Source organism: Thiobacillus sp. (assembly GCA_024235835.1).
In the GTDB taxonomy this organism is placed as follows: Bacteria; Pseudomonadota; Gammaproteobacteria; order Burkholderiales; family Thiobacillaceae; genus PFJX01.
In genome coordinates, this window is sequence record JACKLQ010000004.1 from 134,085 (window position 1) to 149,484 (window position 15,400).

A 15,400-nucleotide genomic window follows, 5' to 3' on the forward strand; every position below is an offset into this window, starting at 1 on the left:
TGATGGCCATTCCCGGGCCCGGGCTGTCATGGACGCGGGTGGTGCCGCTGATGTCGCTGGCCCTGTCCGGCCACGCAGCCGAGTTGCCCAATCGGGTCATCATCGAGCACGGCCCGTTGGTCATCGACCACACCCAGGGCATCTCCCAGATCACCCAGGCCCAGGCCAGGGGCGGGTTCAGGAGCTTGCATCGCGCCGCACACAAAGCCGAACTCGGCCTGGGCCTGTTCCAGAACCGCATGACCAGTACCCTTGAGACGGCGGCCACACCCGGAAAGGGCCTGGCCCTGGTGACCCGCATCAAGACCGAACCCATCATCTACATCGCCAGGGAATTCCCAGCCGATTCCTGCGCCTACAAGGTGGTGCTGGCCCACGAGCACCAGCACTATCTTTATGACCGGGACGTGCTGCGGGCCCTGCCAGGGGAGATACGGGGCATCACCTGGTCAGCCTTCGCCAACCCTGTACCGGCCAGCCCGGCGGATCTGGAACGGGCCCGAAAGGTCTTCTTCCAGCAGTTCAGCCACGCCTACGACGGGCTGTCCTTCCCCCTGCATGGGCGCATCGACAACCCGGAGTCCTACGCCGCGCTCGCGGAATTGTGCCGGGGCGAGATCAAGACGCGCCTGGGGGCGGCGGGCGCCAAGTAGTCCGGGGCAGCGGAGCGCGCCCGGGGATGAGACCGGTCGTCGAACCCCGGACTCGCCTGGCTCCTCCGGCTACAGATCCGCCAGGGTCTTGATGTGGGCCGCCACGCTGCGACCCAGGGGAGAGAGCTCGTAGCCCCCTTCCAGCACGGAAACGATGCGCCGCCGGCCATATTTGGCCGCCACGGCCATGAGCTGCTCGGTGATCCAGACATAGTCCGCCTCCACCAGGCCGAACTGGCCCATGTCGTCTTCCAGGTGGGAATCGAAGCCGGCGGAGATGAGGATCAGTTCGGGCTTGAAGGCCTCCAGACGGGGCAGCACCTGCTCCTCGAAGACCGCCCGGTACTGCTTGCCCGTGGTGCCCCCCGGCAGGGGGATATTGATGATGTGCTCGTTAGAGGTGTCCGCGCAGCAGAAGGGGTAGAAGGGATGCTGGAAGGTGGAGCAGAGCATGACACGGGAATCGTCCCGGAAGATGTCCTCGGTGCCGTTGCCGTGGTGCACGTCGAAGTCCACGATGGCCACCCGGTGCACATCATGCCGCGCCAGGGCATGGGCCGCCGCCAGGGCCACGTTGTTGAAGATGCAGAAGCCCATGGCCTGGTTGCGGGTGGCGTGGTGCCCGGGGGGGCGGCAGGCCACGAAGGCGCTTTCCACCTCGCCCACCATCACCAGGTCCACAGCATGCACGGCACCGCCGGCGGCGTGGAGGGCAGCCTCCAGGGTGTGGGGGTTCATGGCGGTATCGCCGTCCAGGTGGGCAAGCCCCTCCTTGGGAGCGTTGGCGAAAATGGCATCCACGTAGGCCGGGTCATGCACCAGGATCAATTCTTCCCGCCCCACTTTGGGTGCATGTCGATGCACCAGATAGTCAAAGAGGTGGGCGGCATGGAGACGGTCGTCGATGGCTTTCAGACGGGCCGGGCTCTCGGGATGCCAGGAGCTCATTTCATGTTTGAGGCAGGCAGGATGCGTGATGTAGGCAGTATGCATGGTGACTGTCTTGATATGGTGCACTGCAAAAAATATACGCCCGAACGCGTAATACAGCATTCATGTTGGGGTAACCTAACCGGGCATATGCTTTGCATGCAAGGGTACACCCCAAGACATCCATCGCGCGCATTTCTCGACATCAGGGACTGATTCAATGAGCCATCATTATCTCCACCCCCTTCTGCACCCCCGCTCCGTGGCCGTTTTCGGCGCCAGCGACCGGGAGGACTCCGTGGCAGGGATCATCTTCCGCAACATGGTCACCTCCGGCTTCCGGGGCCAGGTGTTCCCCCTCAACCCCAAGCGGGAAGAGGTGATGGGCCACAAGTGCTACCCCAACGCCACGGCCCTGCCGGAAACGCCGGAACTGGCCATCATCGCCACTCCCGCCACTTCCATCCCCGGCATCCTGGAGGAGTGCGGCGCCCGGGGCATCAAGCACGCGGTGGTGCTGTCCGCCGGCTTCCGCGAGGTGGGCAAGGAGGGTGCCCTGCTGGAACAGAAAGTGGCCCAGACCGCCAAGCGCCACGGTATCCGCTTCATCGGCCCCAATTGCCTGGGCATCCAGCGACCGGCCATCGGCCTGAACGCCACCTTCGCCCTGGGCACGGCCCTGCCCGGGGACCTGGCCCTGGTGTCCCAGTCCGGCGCCATCTGCACCGCCATGCTGGACTGGGCGGAATCCAACGGCATCGGCTTCTCCAGCGTCATCTCCACCGGGGCCTCGGCGGACCTGGACTTCGGCGAACTGCTGGACTACCTGGCCCACGACCCGGCCACCAAGGGCATCCTCATGTACATCGAGGGCATCCGCGACGCCCGCCGCTTCATGAGCGCCCTGCGGGCCGTGTCCCGCATCAAGCCCGTGGTGATGGTGAAGGTGGGCCGCCAGGAGGCGGGCTCCAAGGCCGTGGCCTCCCACACCGGCGCCCTGGTGGGCTCCGACGCGGTGTTCGAGGCCTTGGTGCGCCGGGCCGGCGTGGTGCGGGTGACCACCATCCTGCAACTCTTCGCCTGCGCCCGGGCCCTGGCCGCCCACATCCACCCCACCGGCAACCGCCTCACCATCCTCACCAACGGCGGCGGCCCCGGCGTCATGGCCACGGACCGGGCGGTGGAACTGGGCATCCGCCTGGCGGAACTGGCGCCCCAGACCATGGAGCAGCTCAACGCCGCCCTGCCCGCCACCTGGTCCCACGGCAACCCCGTGGACATCATCGGCGACGCGGGCGCGGAGCGTTACCGCGCCGCCCTCTCGGCCTGCCTGGCGGACCCGGGCGTGGACGGGGTACTGGCCATGCTCACGCCCCAGGCCATGACCAAGCCCACCGAGGCCGCCCAGGCGGTGGTGGACGTGGCCAAGGGCTCCAGCAAGCCGGTGCTCACCTGCTGGATGGGCGAAAGCCAGGTGGCGGAAGGCCGCAAGCTGTTCAAGGAAGCGGGCCTGCCCTACTTCACCACCCCGGAGCCGGCGGTGGAAGTGTTCTCCTACCTGTCCGCCTTCTACGAGAACCAGCGCCTGCTCATGCAGACCCCGGGCCCTCTCTCCCACCAGGAACCGCCTGACGTGGACGGGGCGCGCATGATCGTGGAGAACGCCCTGTCCCAGGGCCGGCACCTGCTCAACGAGGTGGAATCCAAGGCCCTGCTTTCCGCCTTCCACATCGCCGTGGCCCAGACCAGCATCGCCCGGGACGCCACCGAGGCCATGCTCATGTCCCAGCAGATCGGCTACCCGGTGGCCATGAAGATCAACTCCCAGCAGGTGAGCCACAAGTCCGACGTGGGCGGCGTGCGCCTGGGCCTGTCCAACGGACAGGCGGTGCGGGCCGCCTATTCCGGCATGATGGCCGAGGTGCACAAGCACGTGCCCGACGCGGTGCTGGACGGCGTGGTGATCGAGCCCATGGTGACCCGTCCCAACGCCAGGGAAGTGCTGGTGGGCGTGGTGACGGACCCGGTGCTGGGCCCAGTCATCGCCTTCGGAGCCGGCGGAGTGGACGTGGAAGCCTTCCAGGACCGGGCCGTGTCGCTGCCTCCCCTGAACCGATACCTGGCCGACGACCTGATCAAGCGCACCCGGGTGTCCAAGCTGCTGGGCGAGTTCCGCAAGCGCCCCTCCGCCGACTTCACGGCGGTGGAGCAGGTGCTGCTGCGGGTGTCGGAGATGGTGTGCGAACTGCCCTGGATCGCGGAACTGGACATCAACCCCCTGCTGGTGGACGAGCATGGCGCCCTGGCCGCCGACGCCCGCATCGTCATCGCCGCCCGGACCCATGGCGCGGATCGCTATGGCCACATGGCCATCCACCCCTACCCCGCTCATCTGGTGAGCCAGTGGCAACTGCCCAACGGCATGGACGTGGTGATCCGCCCCATCCGCCCGGAGGACGCGGAGATGACCCAGGAGTTCGTGCGGGGCCTGTCGGCGGAGACCAAGTACTTCCGCTACATGGACGCCGTGCAGGAGTTGTCTCCCAGCATGCTGGCCCGCCTGACCCAGATCGACTATGACCGGGAAATGGCCCTGCTCATGGTGACCCAGATCGACGGCAAGGACGTGGAAATGGGCGTGGCACGCTATGCCGTGGACTCCACCCTGGTCAACGCCGAGTTTGCCCTGGTGGTGGACGATCGCTGGCAGCACCAGGGCATCGGCCACAAGCTCATGAACGTGCTCATGGACGTGGCCCGGGCCAAGGGCGTGAGGGATTTCGAGGGCGAGGTGCTGAAGACCAACCGCAAGATGCTGCACCTGGTGGAGGGCCTGGGCTTCCGCATCGAGCCCCACCCGGACGACACCGACATCAAGTGGGTGACGCGCACACTCTGAGGCCGACCGTAGCCCGGAGGAGGCCCCGAGGCCGAGTCAGGGACTGGTTTCCAGGGCGGTCAGCCCCGGACTCGCCGACGCGCCTCCGGACTACTACGTCTCAGACCGCATCCAGGGCCTGAGCCAGGTCGGCCAGCAGGTCCTCCGCGTCTTCCAGCCCCACGGACAGGCGCACCAGGCCTTCGGCGATATAGTGCTGGGCCCGCTCCTCCGGGGTGTAGGTGGAGTGGGTCATGCTGGCCGGATGCTGGGCCAGGCTTTCCGCGTCGCCCAGGCTCACGGCCCGGGTGAACAGGCCAAGGGCGTCCATGAAGCGGCGCCCCGCCTCGATTCCTTCCTTGAGTTCGAAGGCCACCATCCCTCCTGGACGGGACATCTGGCGATGGGCCAGCTCTTTCTGTGGGAAGGATTCCAGGCCGGGGAAATGCACCACACCCACCTTGGGGTGGCTGGCCAGGAAGGCCGCAACGCGGTCCGCGTTGTCGCAATGGCGGTCCATGCGCAAGGCCAGGGTCTTCAGGCCCCGCAGCACCAGGAAGGCATCCTGGGAGGACATTACCGCGCCGGTCATGTCCTTGACACCGTGGAAGCGCACCTGGTCCAGCACCGCCTTGGGCCCTATGACCGCCCCGGCCAGCAGATCGCCGTGGCCCCCAAGGTACTTGGTGGCGGAATGCACGACGAAATCCGCGCCCAAGGCAAGCGGCCGCTGCAGATAAGGCGTGCAGTAGGTGTTGTCCACCACCGTCACCGCCCCATGGCGGCGGGCAATGGCCGCCACGGCGGAGATGTCCACCAGGCGCATGTTTGGGTTGGCCGGAGATTCGAAAAACACCACCTTGGTGGCGGGCGTCAGGGCCCTTTCCAGATTGGCCGCATCGCTAAGGTCCACGTGGGTGATTTGCACGCCAAACTTGGCCAGGCCGTGATTCAGGTAGGCGAAGGTGCATCCGTACAGGGTCTTGTCGGCGATGACCTGGTCGCCAGGGGCCAGCAAGGTCCACAGCAGGGAAGTGGTGGCCCCCTGGCCCGAAGCCGTCACCACCGCGCTCTCGCCCCCTTCCAGGCTGGCCAGGCGCGCCTCCAGAAGGGCCGTGGTGGGGTTCCCCACCCGGGAGTAGACGAAGCCTTCCTGCTCCCCGGCGAATCGGGCGCTGCCGTCCGCCGTGGTGGGGAAGGTGTAGGTGGAGCTCAGGTAGAGGGGCGGGTTCAGGGCCCCGGGGCTAGCGTAGGGGTCGTAGCCCAGATGGATGGCTCGGGTGGAGAAGCCCTGGGGAACGTTGGTGTCGTGGCTCATGTTGCCTTGTCTCTATGGTTATCGTTGGTGGAGGGCGAATTGTTCGATGCCTGGCCCGCAAAGACAACGGCGGACCGAAGTCCGCCGCTGTCGATGGCATGCTGGATCAGTGCTCCAGCGCCGCCGGTTTGTCCAGAGGGGTATGCCAGTGGTCGTCGTCCGCCGGCTCGGGATTGAACCAGTTCAGCTTGGCGTGCAGGCTCACCACGCTGCCCACAATGATCAGCGTGGGCGGCTTCAGTTCCGCCTGGGCGGCCAGGGCCGGCAAGGTTGCCAGGGTACCGGTGACGGTCTTCTGGTTAAGGGTGGTACCCTGCTGCACGATGGCGGCGGGGGTATCGCCGGGCAGGCCGTGCTTCTGCATCTCCTCGCACAGGGTCACCAGGCCCTTGAGACCCATGTAGATGACGATGGTTTGGCGGGGCCGGCACAGCATGTCCCAATCCAGGTCCATGGTACCGTCCTTCAGGTGGCCTGTGACCAGGATGAGGGCCTGGGCGTGGTCCCGGTGGGTGAGTGGGATGCCGGCGTAGGAGGCCACGCCGGCCGCCGCCGTCACGGCGGGCACCACCTGGAAGGGCACGCCGTGCTCCCGCAGGGTCTCGATCTCCTCGCCGCCCCGGCCGAATATGAAGGGGTCGCCCCCCTTCAGGCGCAATACCCGCTTGCCTTCCTGGGCCAGGCGCACCAGCACCATATTGATCTCATCCTGGGGCACGGCATGGTTGTCCCGTTCCTTGCCCACGTAGAGACGGTCAGCGTCCCTGCGGCACATGTCCAGGATGGGGGGCGAGACCAGGCGGTCATAGACCACCACATCGGCCTGCTGCATGAGGCGCAGGGCGCGGAAGTTGAGCAGGTCCGGATTGCCCGGTCCCGCTCCCACCAGGTACACCTCGCCAACCTGGGGCGCGTTTTCCTGGGCCTTGATCATGGCCTGGAGGCTGGCCTCCGCCTCCTGCTCCCTGCCGGAGAACACCATCTCGGCAATGGGAGACAGGAAGGCCTTTTCCCAGAACTTGCGCCGCTCCGCAGTAGTGGTGAATTTGCTGCGTACGGCCTGCTTGAAGCGTCCGGCCAGGGCGGCCAGGCGCCCGTAGCCAGCGGGGATGAGGGTCTCCAGCCGGGCCCGCAACAGGCGTGACAGCACCGGAGCCTCACCACCGCTGGAGACCGCCACCATGACCGGGGAGCGATCGATGATGGAGGGCATGATGAAAGAGCAGGCCTCGGGCTTGTCCACTACGTTGACGGGGATGTGGCGGGCCCGGGCGGCGTCGTGGACGGCCTTGTCCAGGGCCTCGTCCTCGCTGGCGGCGAACACCACGTCCATGCCGTCCAGATGTGACTCGGCGAAGTCCGCCTGGACATGGATGAGCCGGTCGGTGCCGGCCAGTTCGGCGAAGGCCGTAGACAGGGGCTCGGACGACACCGCGGTGACCCAGGCGCCAGCGTTGAGCATGAGGGAGGCCTTGCGCGCGGCGGTGTCACCGCCGCCCACCACAAGGCCTTTGCGGCCGCGCAGGTCGAGGAATATGGGCAGGTAATCCATGGCGTGATTAGTGCATCAGTAAGCGAAGGGCCAGGCCAGGGTTGCATGGCCGGCCCGGAGGCGCCTTAACATCTGTCAATCCGGCATCAGCTGCCACAGCCGCCGGATCCACAACCGCCGGATCCGCAACCGCCGCCGCCGCCGCTGCTGCCGCAGCCGCCGGCGCTGGCCTTCATGAACACGAAGCGGGATTCGCCCGGGCTCACTTCGGCGAAGTCGATGGTGACGTCATCCAGCATGGGCGCGGAATGGGCATTGATGAGCAGGGTCACGCCCCAGGAATCCACGGCGGCGTCGTTTTCACGCTCGTCGTCGAAGCCCATGCCGAATTCCAGCATGCCGGCATCGTTCACACGGGCGGCAATGCGCAAGGCCATGTTGTCTGCGCCAGCGTCCTTTTGCGCCACGCGAATCTGTTCGGCGGCTTCCTTGGTCAGACTGATCATGTCTGTTTCCTCTCTAGAGTGCGCAGTGCGTTGCGCGTTTAATCAAGCGGCCTTGCGAGCCGCCTCTCGTTTCGACCGGTACGCACGCGCCTGGTCGAGAAATGGGTTGATCCAGCCCTGGGGACCACTGCCGCGACGGTGGCAGTAGCTGGCCAGCAGGTTCTTGTGGACGAAGCCGTCCATTCCGTCCGTGATGCCATGGCCCCGCAGGACCCGGTATGCATACTTGAGGCCGGACGGCAGATTTTCCAGATGGGAGTAGTGGAATTCGTGGGCGGGTATCGTCCGGGCCTGGATTGGCCAGAGAGCGTCCCCCGTCTCTTCCAGCACGGCATAGCCCCTGCCCACAGGCCTGCTGCCCATGACAACGTCGCCGGGCACCACTCCCACCATCTCGTGCCTGGGTCCATCCCAGCTCAGGCTGCGGGCCAGATACATGAGGCCGCCGCATTCAGCATAAACGGGCAAACCCGCTTCCACCGCGCGCCGGATGTCCCCGCGCAGGCCGGCATTGCCCGCCAGGTCACCTGCGAACACCTCCGGGAAACCTCCGCCGATGAGCAGGCCGTCGCAGTCAGGGAGGACTACCTCCTTGAGGGTGTCCACGGGCAGCAGGTCCACGCCGGCGTCCCGCAGGGTGTCCATGTCTTCCTGGTAATAGAAGCCGAAAGCTCGGTCATGGGCATAGGCCAGGCGCAGACCGGGCGCCCGGGGCGGTGCGGAAACGGGCGGCGCTGGTGGGCCAATGGCTTTCTTGGCCGCCTGTGCCAGTTCCAGCACGGCCTGCAGGTCAACCTGCTCCGCCACCCGGGCGGCAATGACCTCGATGCGTTCCTCCGCTGCCTCGGTCTCGTTGCCGGGCATGAGGCCCAGGTGGCGCTCGACGATGGCCAGGCGGTGGTCAGTTCGGACCGCCCCCAGAACCTTCACGTCCGTATAGCGTTCGATGACCGCCCGCAGCTTTTCCTCATGGCGGGGGCCCCCCACCTTGTTGAGGATTACGCCGGCAATTTCCACGTCCCGGTCGAAGGCCTGGTAGCCCAGGATCAGGGGCGCCACGCCCCGGGTCATGCCCTGGGTGTCCAGCACCAGCACGACGGGGGCCCGGAGCTCCTTGGCCAGGGCTGCATTGCTGTTGGAACCATCCAGGTCCATACCGTCGTAAAGACCCTTGTTGCCTTCGATGATGCTGATGTCCGCGTGCCGGGCATGACGGGCGAACAGGGCACCGATCTCGTCCAGGCCCATCATGTGGAAGTCCAGGTTGTAGCTGGGCCTGCCAGCAGCCAGACCATGCCAGATCGGGTCGATGTAGTCCGGTCCCTTCTTGAAGGCCTGCACCCGCTGGCCCAGGTTGCGCAGGGCACGGCACAAGCCCAGCGTGACCGTGGTCTTGCCGGATGACTTGTGGGCTGCGGAAATGAACAAACGGGACATGGGTAAATTTTACCGGCTTGAAAGCAAAAAGCCGACAAAATTTGTCGGCTTTTCCTTGTTACCGATACATGGATCAGTCGGTGCTTCTCCGGCCCGTCATGGTCTGGAAATCATCCTCGGGCAGAAACTTGAATACGCGTACGGCCACGACGGTCAGGATGAACGTGATGCCGACGCCGCCCAGTCCCAGGAGCCATTCGTAGATGCTGGGGGTGTAATCCGCAACCACGCCGTCAAAGAAGGTGCTGCTGACTTCATGGCCTGGGAACATCTGCAGCGGGAAGGCCTGGCCACCGACGATGGTGACGTACATTTGCGCCATTCCCCCCAGAATCACCAGCAAGGGTGCCAGGAAGCAGAAGCACATGGCCTGGGCATCCCTGGAGCGGGGGATGAACAGCAGGACAAGGGGAACAATGCCGCCCAGAAACACTTGCCCCACCCAGAACACCGTGGTGTAGGTGCCACCTTCCAAGAGTATCCAGCGCTCGAATGCCCACTGCTTGGCGAAATACAGGTTGGTGAGGTGGAAGACCACGGTGAAGTAAAGGGAGGCACCTACAAACACGGCCAGCAGGTTCTTCAATCGACGGCGGATGGTCTCGTCCAGGCGCATTTCGTTCCAGCGGAACATGGCGGACTGCACCACCATGAAGATGGCCAGGCCGTAGGCGAAGGACATGATGATGAACATGGGCGCCATGAGGGCGGAGTTGTAGCCGGCCCGGGCGACGAGGAAGCCGAAGATGGAGCCCGTAGCGGTGGTGAGGCCCAGGCGCCAGAAGAAGGCGGTATAACCCACGGGCTTGGACCAGGACTTCAATTTGCGGTCCATCAATGTGATCAGGTACAGGCCCACAATGGCGAAGAAGCCGTTGTAGAAAATCATGTTCCAGGCAAAGATGGACTTGAAGTTGTAGTGGGTCATGGCCACGATCAGGCGATCAGGACGACCGAGGTCCAGAACCAGAATGGCCAGGCCACCCGCCAGCAGAGCAAGTGCCAGCATGCCCGACAGCGGGGCGCGTTTCTTGTACACCTCCTTGCCGAAGACCGAGCCGATGGAGGCCACGTTCAGGGCGCCGGATGCGGCGACGATGAGAAACACGGCAAACACGTGGGGCAGGCCCCAGACCACCTGGTTGTTCATGCCGGTGAGGACATGACCGTGGTGTTCCAGGGTAAAGAAGGCATACAACCCCCCAAGCACCACCAAGCCCCCAAGGCCCAGGAGGGTCAGGAACAGGTTTGTGCGGCAGGGCCTCTGATTAATGCAGAGTTCTTGTGACATCGCTTAGATCCCCTGATAACGCACGCCGGTGTTGAGGCCAAGATCGCCACGCACCTCCGTGCTGTCGCTGGCCTTGAGCGCCCGGGACAACTCGCTTTCCGGGTCCATGAGATCGCCGAAGATCATGGCATTGTGGCCGCTGGCATTGCAGGCTTCGACGCAGGCGGGTGTTTCGTCCCGGTCCACGCGCTGCACGCAGAAGGTGCAGGACTCAACGCAGCCCTTGCCCCGAGGCACTTCCGGGTTCTGGTCGGTGAGGGGCTCATGCACGAAGGAACGGGCCTTGTAGGGGCAGGCCATCATGCAGTAGCGGCAGCCGATGCAGATGTGACGGTCCACCAGCACGATGCCGTCGGCCCGCTTCATTGAAGCGCCGGTGGGGCATACGTCCACGCAGGGAGGATTCTCGCAGTGCTGGCAGAGCATGGGCATGTTCTGTACGAAACCCGTGCGCAGGTCCTTGACGTTAACCTTGCGGATCCACTGGCTGTCCTGGGGGCCAATCTTGCCGTCGAGGCCGTTCTCGGCGTTGCAGGCCGTGACACAGTCGTTGCAGCCATCTCCGCACTTGGTGGTGTCGATGAGCATGCCCCAACGCTTGTCGCCGGTGGCCGCTTCCTCAGGGGCGCGGCTATGGGCCACGCCATAGAACAAAACGCCGGGTCCCAGGGTCATGCCGGCGACCAGGGCGCCTGCCTTGAGGAAATCACGGCGGTCCTGATGCTGCTTGTCGTTGGATTGGCTCATTGGCTGTCTCCGCTAGCGCCATTCTTGGTGGTGGCCATGAGGGGAGAGGCTGCGGGCAAGCCAGCCTGGGGGGCTGGCTTTTTTGCCGGCTTGGTGGCATGGCAATCCCAGCAATCCAGCTTGACGCTGGCGTAGCTGTGGCAGGCCGCGCAGAAGTCCTCCTTGCTGGCGGCCACGCTGCCCGTCTTCTCGCTGGCATGGCATTCCACGCACTTTTTCAGGCTGTGCCTTGTGGTGCGAATGCCCTTGCGCATAGTGTCGTCACGATGGTGTTTGAGGAGGTCCATGTGATTGCGACGCATGAATTGCGTGTCTTCCACGCACTTGTCCCCCGTGCTTGCGATTTTTCCTAAATCCAGCTTGGGTAGGTCAACGCCCGCCGCCGCCTGCATGGAGGGGACGGCCATGAAGGCCGCCACCGCCGCGAGGACGGCGAGGCGCAGCCAGGTGCGGATGCTTCTCGCCATGCCAGTTCTTCCTTTGCCCATGCCCAGTCTTAGTCGCCCATGCCCATGACGATGTAGCCGGTGGGGCACACGTCAGCGCAGATATGGCAGCCGATGCACTTGGTGTAGTCGGTGTCCACGTAACGGCCGGTGGTGGGGCCGTCCTTCTTCTTGACCTTGAAGACGGCGGTCTGGGGGCAGTAGATGACGCAGTTGTCGCACTCGAAGCACAGGCCGCAGGACATGCAGCGCTTGGCCTCGTCCACCACCTGCTTCTCGTCCAGGGCGTGCAGACGATCCTCGAAGTTGCCCAGGGCAGAGTCCTTGTCCAGCACGGTCACGCCACGCTGGTTGCGGGGCACGTTCATGAAGTGGCCCAGGAACATCTCGGTGGAAGGGATCACGTAGCGTCCGGAGCGATCCTCGAAGTTATGCAGGGTGTCCTTCCAGCTGTCGGTGCCCCAGGTCTGGCCGTGGTGCTCCTTGTACTCGTGACCGGCTTCCACCCACTTGCGGACCTGGTCCCAATGGGCCACGTCAACTTTCGGACGCTTGTCGGCTTCCTCGCCCTTCAGGAAAGCGTCGATGCCTTCCGCGCAGATGCGGGCATGGCCGATGGCGGTGGTGAGCAGGTGGGGACGGATCACGTCTCCGGCGACGAACACGTTCTCCTTGCCGGGGAAACGATAGTTCTTGTCGGTCTTGATCAGGCCGTTGTTGTTGTTGAAGCCTTCCAGGCCGGTGAAGTCCACGGCCTGGCCGATGGCGGATACGATCAGGGTGGCGTCGATGTCACGCTCGGTGCCGTCGATGATCTTTGTATCCCGGCCCACCATCTCGAACTCGGCCACACGCAGGGCCACGGCACGGCCACTGGCGTCCTTCACCACGGCGACGGGGGTCACGCCGCCGACGATCTCGATGCCTTCGGATTTGGCCTGCTCCACTTCGTGCTTGTTGGCGGCCATCTTGTCGATAGTGGCGCGGGAGATCAGCACAACTTCGACGCCCTGGCGGGCGGCGATGGAGGCCACGTCATGGGCGGCATGGCCGGCCAGCACCATCTCGGGCAGGTCGGAGGTGGCTGCGTTGGTGACCTTGCCCAGGCGGCGGGCCACGGTGGCCACGTCGATGGAGGTGTCGCCACCACCGATGACCACCACCTTGTCGCCCACGTGCTGCAGGCGGCCTTCGTTGAAGGCCCGCAGGAAGGCCACGGCGGTCACGCAGTTGGGTGCGTCGGCGCCGTCCACCGGCAGGGAGCGGCCGCCCTGGGCGCCCAGGGCGAACAGCACCGCGTCGTAGTCCTTCTCGATCTGCTCCATGCTGATGTCGGTGCCGATGCGGGTGTTCAGCCTGGTCTCGACGCCCATGTCGATGATGCGCTTGATCTCGCCATCAAGCACCTCGCGGGGGGTCCGGAAGCCGGGGATGCCGTAGCGCATCATGCCGCCGAGTTCGGCGTGGTCATCAAAAATGGTGCAGCCATGGCCCATGCGGCGCAGCTGGTAAGCAGCGGCCAGACCGGCGGGGCCGCCACCGATGATGGCGACTTTCTTGCCGGACTCCTGGGCGGGCTTCTCGAAGCCCAGGTTGTTGTCCAGGCCCCAGTTGCCGACGAAGTGTTCGACGGAGTTGATGCCGACGTTCTCTTCCACCTGGTTGCGGTTGCAGCCGGACTCGCAGGGAGCGGGACAGACACGGCCCATGACGGCGGGGAATGGGTTGGCACTGGTCATGCGGCGGAAGGCATATTCCTGCCAGGTCATGCTGGGTTTGCCATCAGCGCCCACGGGGGGCTTCTCGATGCCACGCACGATGTTCAGATAGCCGCGAATGTCCTCACCGGCGGGGCAGGATCCCTGGCAGGGAGGCGTGGAGTGCACGTATTCAGGGCACTTGTGCGTCCAGCTGGCCTGAAAGATCTTGTCCTGATTGCTGCGATAGTTCTCCTCGGTCTCGCCGTCCTTGTAGCGACGCCATACTTTACCTTCGGTCTTGGCAACATTCTTGGAAGTGACAGCCATCTTCGCTCTCCTATCGTCAAATTCATGTGGTTACGACGATACGTAACCGCTCATCTCATCTGGCGGCGTGCCCAGGGCACAACCGCCTGTTTACTTCAAATCAATCCAGCTTGATGGCCGTGCTCACCAACTGGTGCACACCGCCCACACTGCCGCGATCAAAGCCGTAATACGGCAACACCTTGGTGAACTGGGCCTTGCAGATGGCGCAGATCAATGCCAGGAAGTTCACACCCTCCTTCTGCACGACGTTGTTGTAGGCGTTCATGCGGGGCAACGCACCCTTGACGCGAGCCTCGATGAGGTCGTCCGTCAGCATGCCACCACCGCCGCCACAGCAGAATGTCGCTTCGCCGATGGTGCCGTCCGGCATGTCATGGAAGTTGTTGGCCACCGCCTTGATGATGTTGCGCGGGATGGTGAACTGGCCACCCGGTTCGTCGCCCATGCGGGAAGCGCGGGCCACGTTGCAGGAATCGTGATAAGTGATGACCCGATCGTCGTTCAGGGACTTGTCGAACTTCAGTACGCCCTTCTCGATGAGGTCCCAGGTGTATTCGCAGATGTGCATGGGCTGGGGATAGCGCATGTCCAGTTGATCCTGGAGTTTCTTCGAGAATTCGTCCGCGCCACCCCAGCCGATGCCGGTCAGCGTATTCCAGTAGGCATAGGCCACACGCCAGGCATGGCCGCATTCGCCCACGATGATGCGCTTCACGCCCAATTCCAGGGCCGCGTCGCGGATGCGCATGGCTACTGTGCGCATGGTCTCGTAGTTGCCGTTGAACAGGCCGAAATTGCCCGCCTCGGAGGCATGGCTGGACAGGGTCCAGGAAACGCCGGCGGCATGGAACACCTTGGCGTAGCCGATGAGGGAATCCACGTGGGGCTCGGAGAAGAAATCGGCGGAGGGCGTCACCAGCAGAATTTCCGCGCCTTTGACGTCCAGAGGGATCTTCACGGGTACGCCTGTGTCCGCTTCGATGTCCTCTTCCAGGCCTTCCAGGGTGTCCTCCAGGGCGGGACCGGGCAGTCCCAGGTTGTTACCGATCTTCTGAACCTTGTTCAGGATTTCGCTGGAGTACTTCTGGCCAATGCCCACATAGTTCAGTATCTCGCGGCCGGCCATGGTGATCTCGGCCGTGTCGATGCCGTAGGGGCAATACACGGAGCAACGACGGCACTCGGAACACTGGTGATAGTAGTTGTGCCACTTGTCCAGGGTTTCCTTGGTCAAATCTTCAGCACCTACCAGCCAAGGGGCGATCTTGCCCGGCAGGGTGAAGTAGCGGCGATAGACCTTGCGCATCAGTTCCTGACGCGCCACGGGCATGTTGTTGGGATCGGCGGTACCGAGGAAGTAATGGCACTTGTCGGTGCAGGCGCCGCAATGCACGCAGGCGTCCATGAACACACGAACGGAGCGGAACTTCTCCAGTATCTGGCCCATGCGATCGATGGCCCGCTCCTTCCAGTCCTCCCCCAGCTCGAAGGGATAGCCCAGGAAGGACTGGGAAGCCTCGGCAGCCTGGAAGGTCTTCAGGTGCGCCATGGCGCCTTCCTTGATCTTCGGGACTTCCGTGTATTCCGTCAGCGTGGGAACTTCAAACTCGGGACCGGCCACGTTTGCTCCTTATTTCTCTACGCTCTGTTCAGGTTGCAAATCAACCGTCGT

General features: G+C 64.4%; 12 protein-coding genes. 2 read left to right on the forward strand and 10 right to left on the reverse strand.

All coding sequences use genetic code 11. The features are described 5' to 3' along the window. Positions 1–50 precede the first annotated feature (50 nt). The gene (locus H6935_16200) at positions 51–653 is read left to right on the forward strand and encodes a hypothetical protein (protein MCP5279876.1); all 603 of its coding nucleotides are present in this window, start codon (positions 51–53) and stop codon (positions 651–653) included. A 69-nt stretch (positions 654–722) separates the two neighbouring features. On the opposite strand, the gene H6935_16205 is transcribed toward H6935_16200, so the two are convergent. Continuing rightward, entirely contained in the window at positions 723–1,646 is a 924-nt protein-coding gene (locus H6935_16205; protein ID MCP5279877.1) for a histone deacetylase family protein, read from the reverse strand. A 157-nt stretch (positions 1,647–1,803) separates the two neighbouring features. Between H6935_16205 and H6935_16210 the strand changes: the two genes are divergently transcribed. Further along, the gene (locus H6935_16210; protein ID MCP5279878.1) at positions 1,804–4,482 is read left to right on the forward strand and encodes a bifunctional acetate--CoA ligase family protein/GNAT family N-acetyltransferase; all 2,679 of its coding nucleotides are present in this window, start codon (positions 1,804–1,806) and stop codon (positions 4,480–4,482) included. Positions 4,483–4,582: 100 nt separating this feature from the next. On the opposite strand, the gene H6935_16215 is transcribed toward H6935_16210, so the two are convergent. From H6935_16215 to H6935_16255, 9 genes are all read right to left on the reverse strand, one after another. Continuing rightward, positions 4,583–5,779, reverse strand: coding sequence for a methionine gamma-lyase (locus H6935_16215; protein MCP5279879.1), 1,197 nt, complete (start codon positions 5,777–5,779; stop codon positions 4,583–4,585). Positions 5,780–5,885: 106 nt separating this feature from the next. After that, entirely contained in the window at positions 5,886–7,331 is a 1,446-nt protein-coding gene (cobA, locus tag H6935_16220) for a uroporphyrinogen-III C-methyltransferase (GenBank protein MCP5279880.1), read from the reverse strand. Between the two features lie 86 nt (positions 7,332–7,417). Then, positions 7,418–7,777, reverse strand: a complete 360-nt coding sequence (locus H6935_16225) for an iron-sulfur cluster assembly accessory protein (GenBank protein ID MCP5279881.1) — start codon at positions 7,775–7,777, stop codon at positions 7,418–7,420. Positions 7,778–7,819: 42 nt separating this feature from the next. After that, positions 7,820–9,214: a cobyrinate a,c-diamide synthase gene (locus H6935_16230; protein MCP5279882.1), complete on the reverse strand. Its 1,395-nt coding sequence runs from the start codon at positions 9,212–9,214 to the stop codon at positions 7,820–7,822. A 73-nt stretch (positions 9,215–9,287) separates the two neighbouring features. After that, on the reverse strand, positions 9,288–10,505 hold the full coding sequence (nrfD, locus tag H6935_16235) for a polysulfide reductase NrfD (protein MCP5279883.1): 1,218 nt from the start codon (positions 10,503–10,505) through the stop codon (positions 9,288–9,290). Positions 10,506–10,508: 3 nt separating this feature from the next. Then, on the reverse strand, positions 10,509–11,252 hold the full coding sequence (locus H6935_16240; protein ID MCP5279884.1) for a 4Fe-4S dicluster domain-containing protein: 744 nt from the start codon (positions 11,250–11,252) through the stop codon (positions 10,509–10,511). Continuing rightward, a complete protein-coding gene (locus tag H6935_16245; GenBank protein MCP5279885.1) occupies positions 11,249–11,719 on the reverse strand; it encodes a hypothetical protein in 471 nt (156 codons plus the stop codon). The genes H6935_16240 and H6935_16245 overlap by 4 nt, the downstream gene beginning before the upstream one ends. A gap of 29 nt (positions 11,720–11,748) precedes the next feature. Next, on the reverse strand, positions 11,749–13,725 hold the full coding sequence (locus H6935_16250; GenBank protein MCP5279886.1) for an NAD(P)-binding protein: 1,977 nt from the start codon (positions 13,723–13,725) through the stop codon (positions 11,749–11,751). A gap of 100 nt (positions 13,726–13,825) precedes the next feature. Beyond that, positions 13,826–15,349: a (Fe-S)-binding protein gene (locus H6935_16255; protein ID MCP5279887.1), complete on the reverse strand. Its 1,524-nt coding sequence runs from the start codon at positions 15,347–15,349 to the stop codon at positions 13,826–13,828. Positions 15,350–15,400 lie beyond the last annotated feature (51 nt).

Bases quoted from the DNA above. Each gene is read 5' to 3' on its own strand.
- H6935_16240 (MCP5279884.1), bottom strand. From the start codon at position 11,252: ATGAGCCAATCCAACGACAAGCAGCATCAGGACCGCCGTGATTTCCTC.
- cobA (MCP5279880.1), bottom strand. From the start codon at position 7,331: ATGGATTACCTGCCCATATTCCTCGACCTGCGCGGCCGCAAAGGCCTT.
- nrfD (MCP5279883.1), bottom strand. From the start codon at position 10,505: ATGTCACAAGAACTCTGCATTAATCAGAGGCCCTGCCGCACAAACCTG.
- H6935_16230 (MCP5279882.1), bottom strand. From the start codon at position 9,214: ATGTCCCGTTTGTTCATTTCCGCAGCCCACAAGTCATCCGGCAAGACC.
- H6935_16250 (MCP5279886.1), bottom strand. From the start codon at position 13,725: ATGGCTGTCACTTCCAAGAATGTTGCCAAGACCGAAGGTAAAGTATGG.
- H6935_16215 (MCP5279879.1), bottom strand. From the start codon at position 5,779: ATGAGCCACGACACCAACGTTCCCCAGGGCTTCTCCACCCGAGCCATC.
- H6935_16205 (MCP5279877.1), bottom strand. From the start codon at position 1,646: ATGCATACTGCCTACATCACGCATCCTGCCTGCCTCAAACATGAAATG.
- H6935_16200 (MCP5279876.1), top strand. From the start codon at position 51: ATGTCGCTGGCCCTGTCCGGCCACGCAGCCGAGTTGCCCAATCGGGTC.
- H6935_16245 (MCP5279885.1), bottom strand. From the start codon at position 11,719: ATGGCGAGAAGCATCCGCACCTGGCTGCGCCTCGCCGTCCTCGCGGCG.
- H6935_16225 (MCP5279881.1), bottom strand. From the start codon at position 7,777: ATGATCAGTCTGACCAAGGAAGCCGCCGAACAGATTCGCGTGGCGCAA.
- H6935_16210 (MCP5279878.1), top strand. From the start codon at position 1,804: ATGAGCCATCATTATCTCCACCCCCTTCTGCACCCCCGCTCCGTGGCC.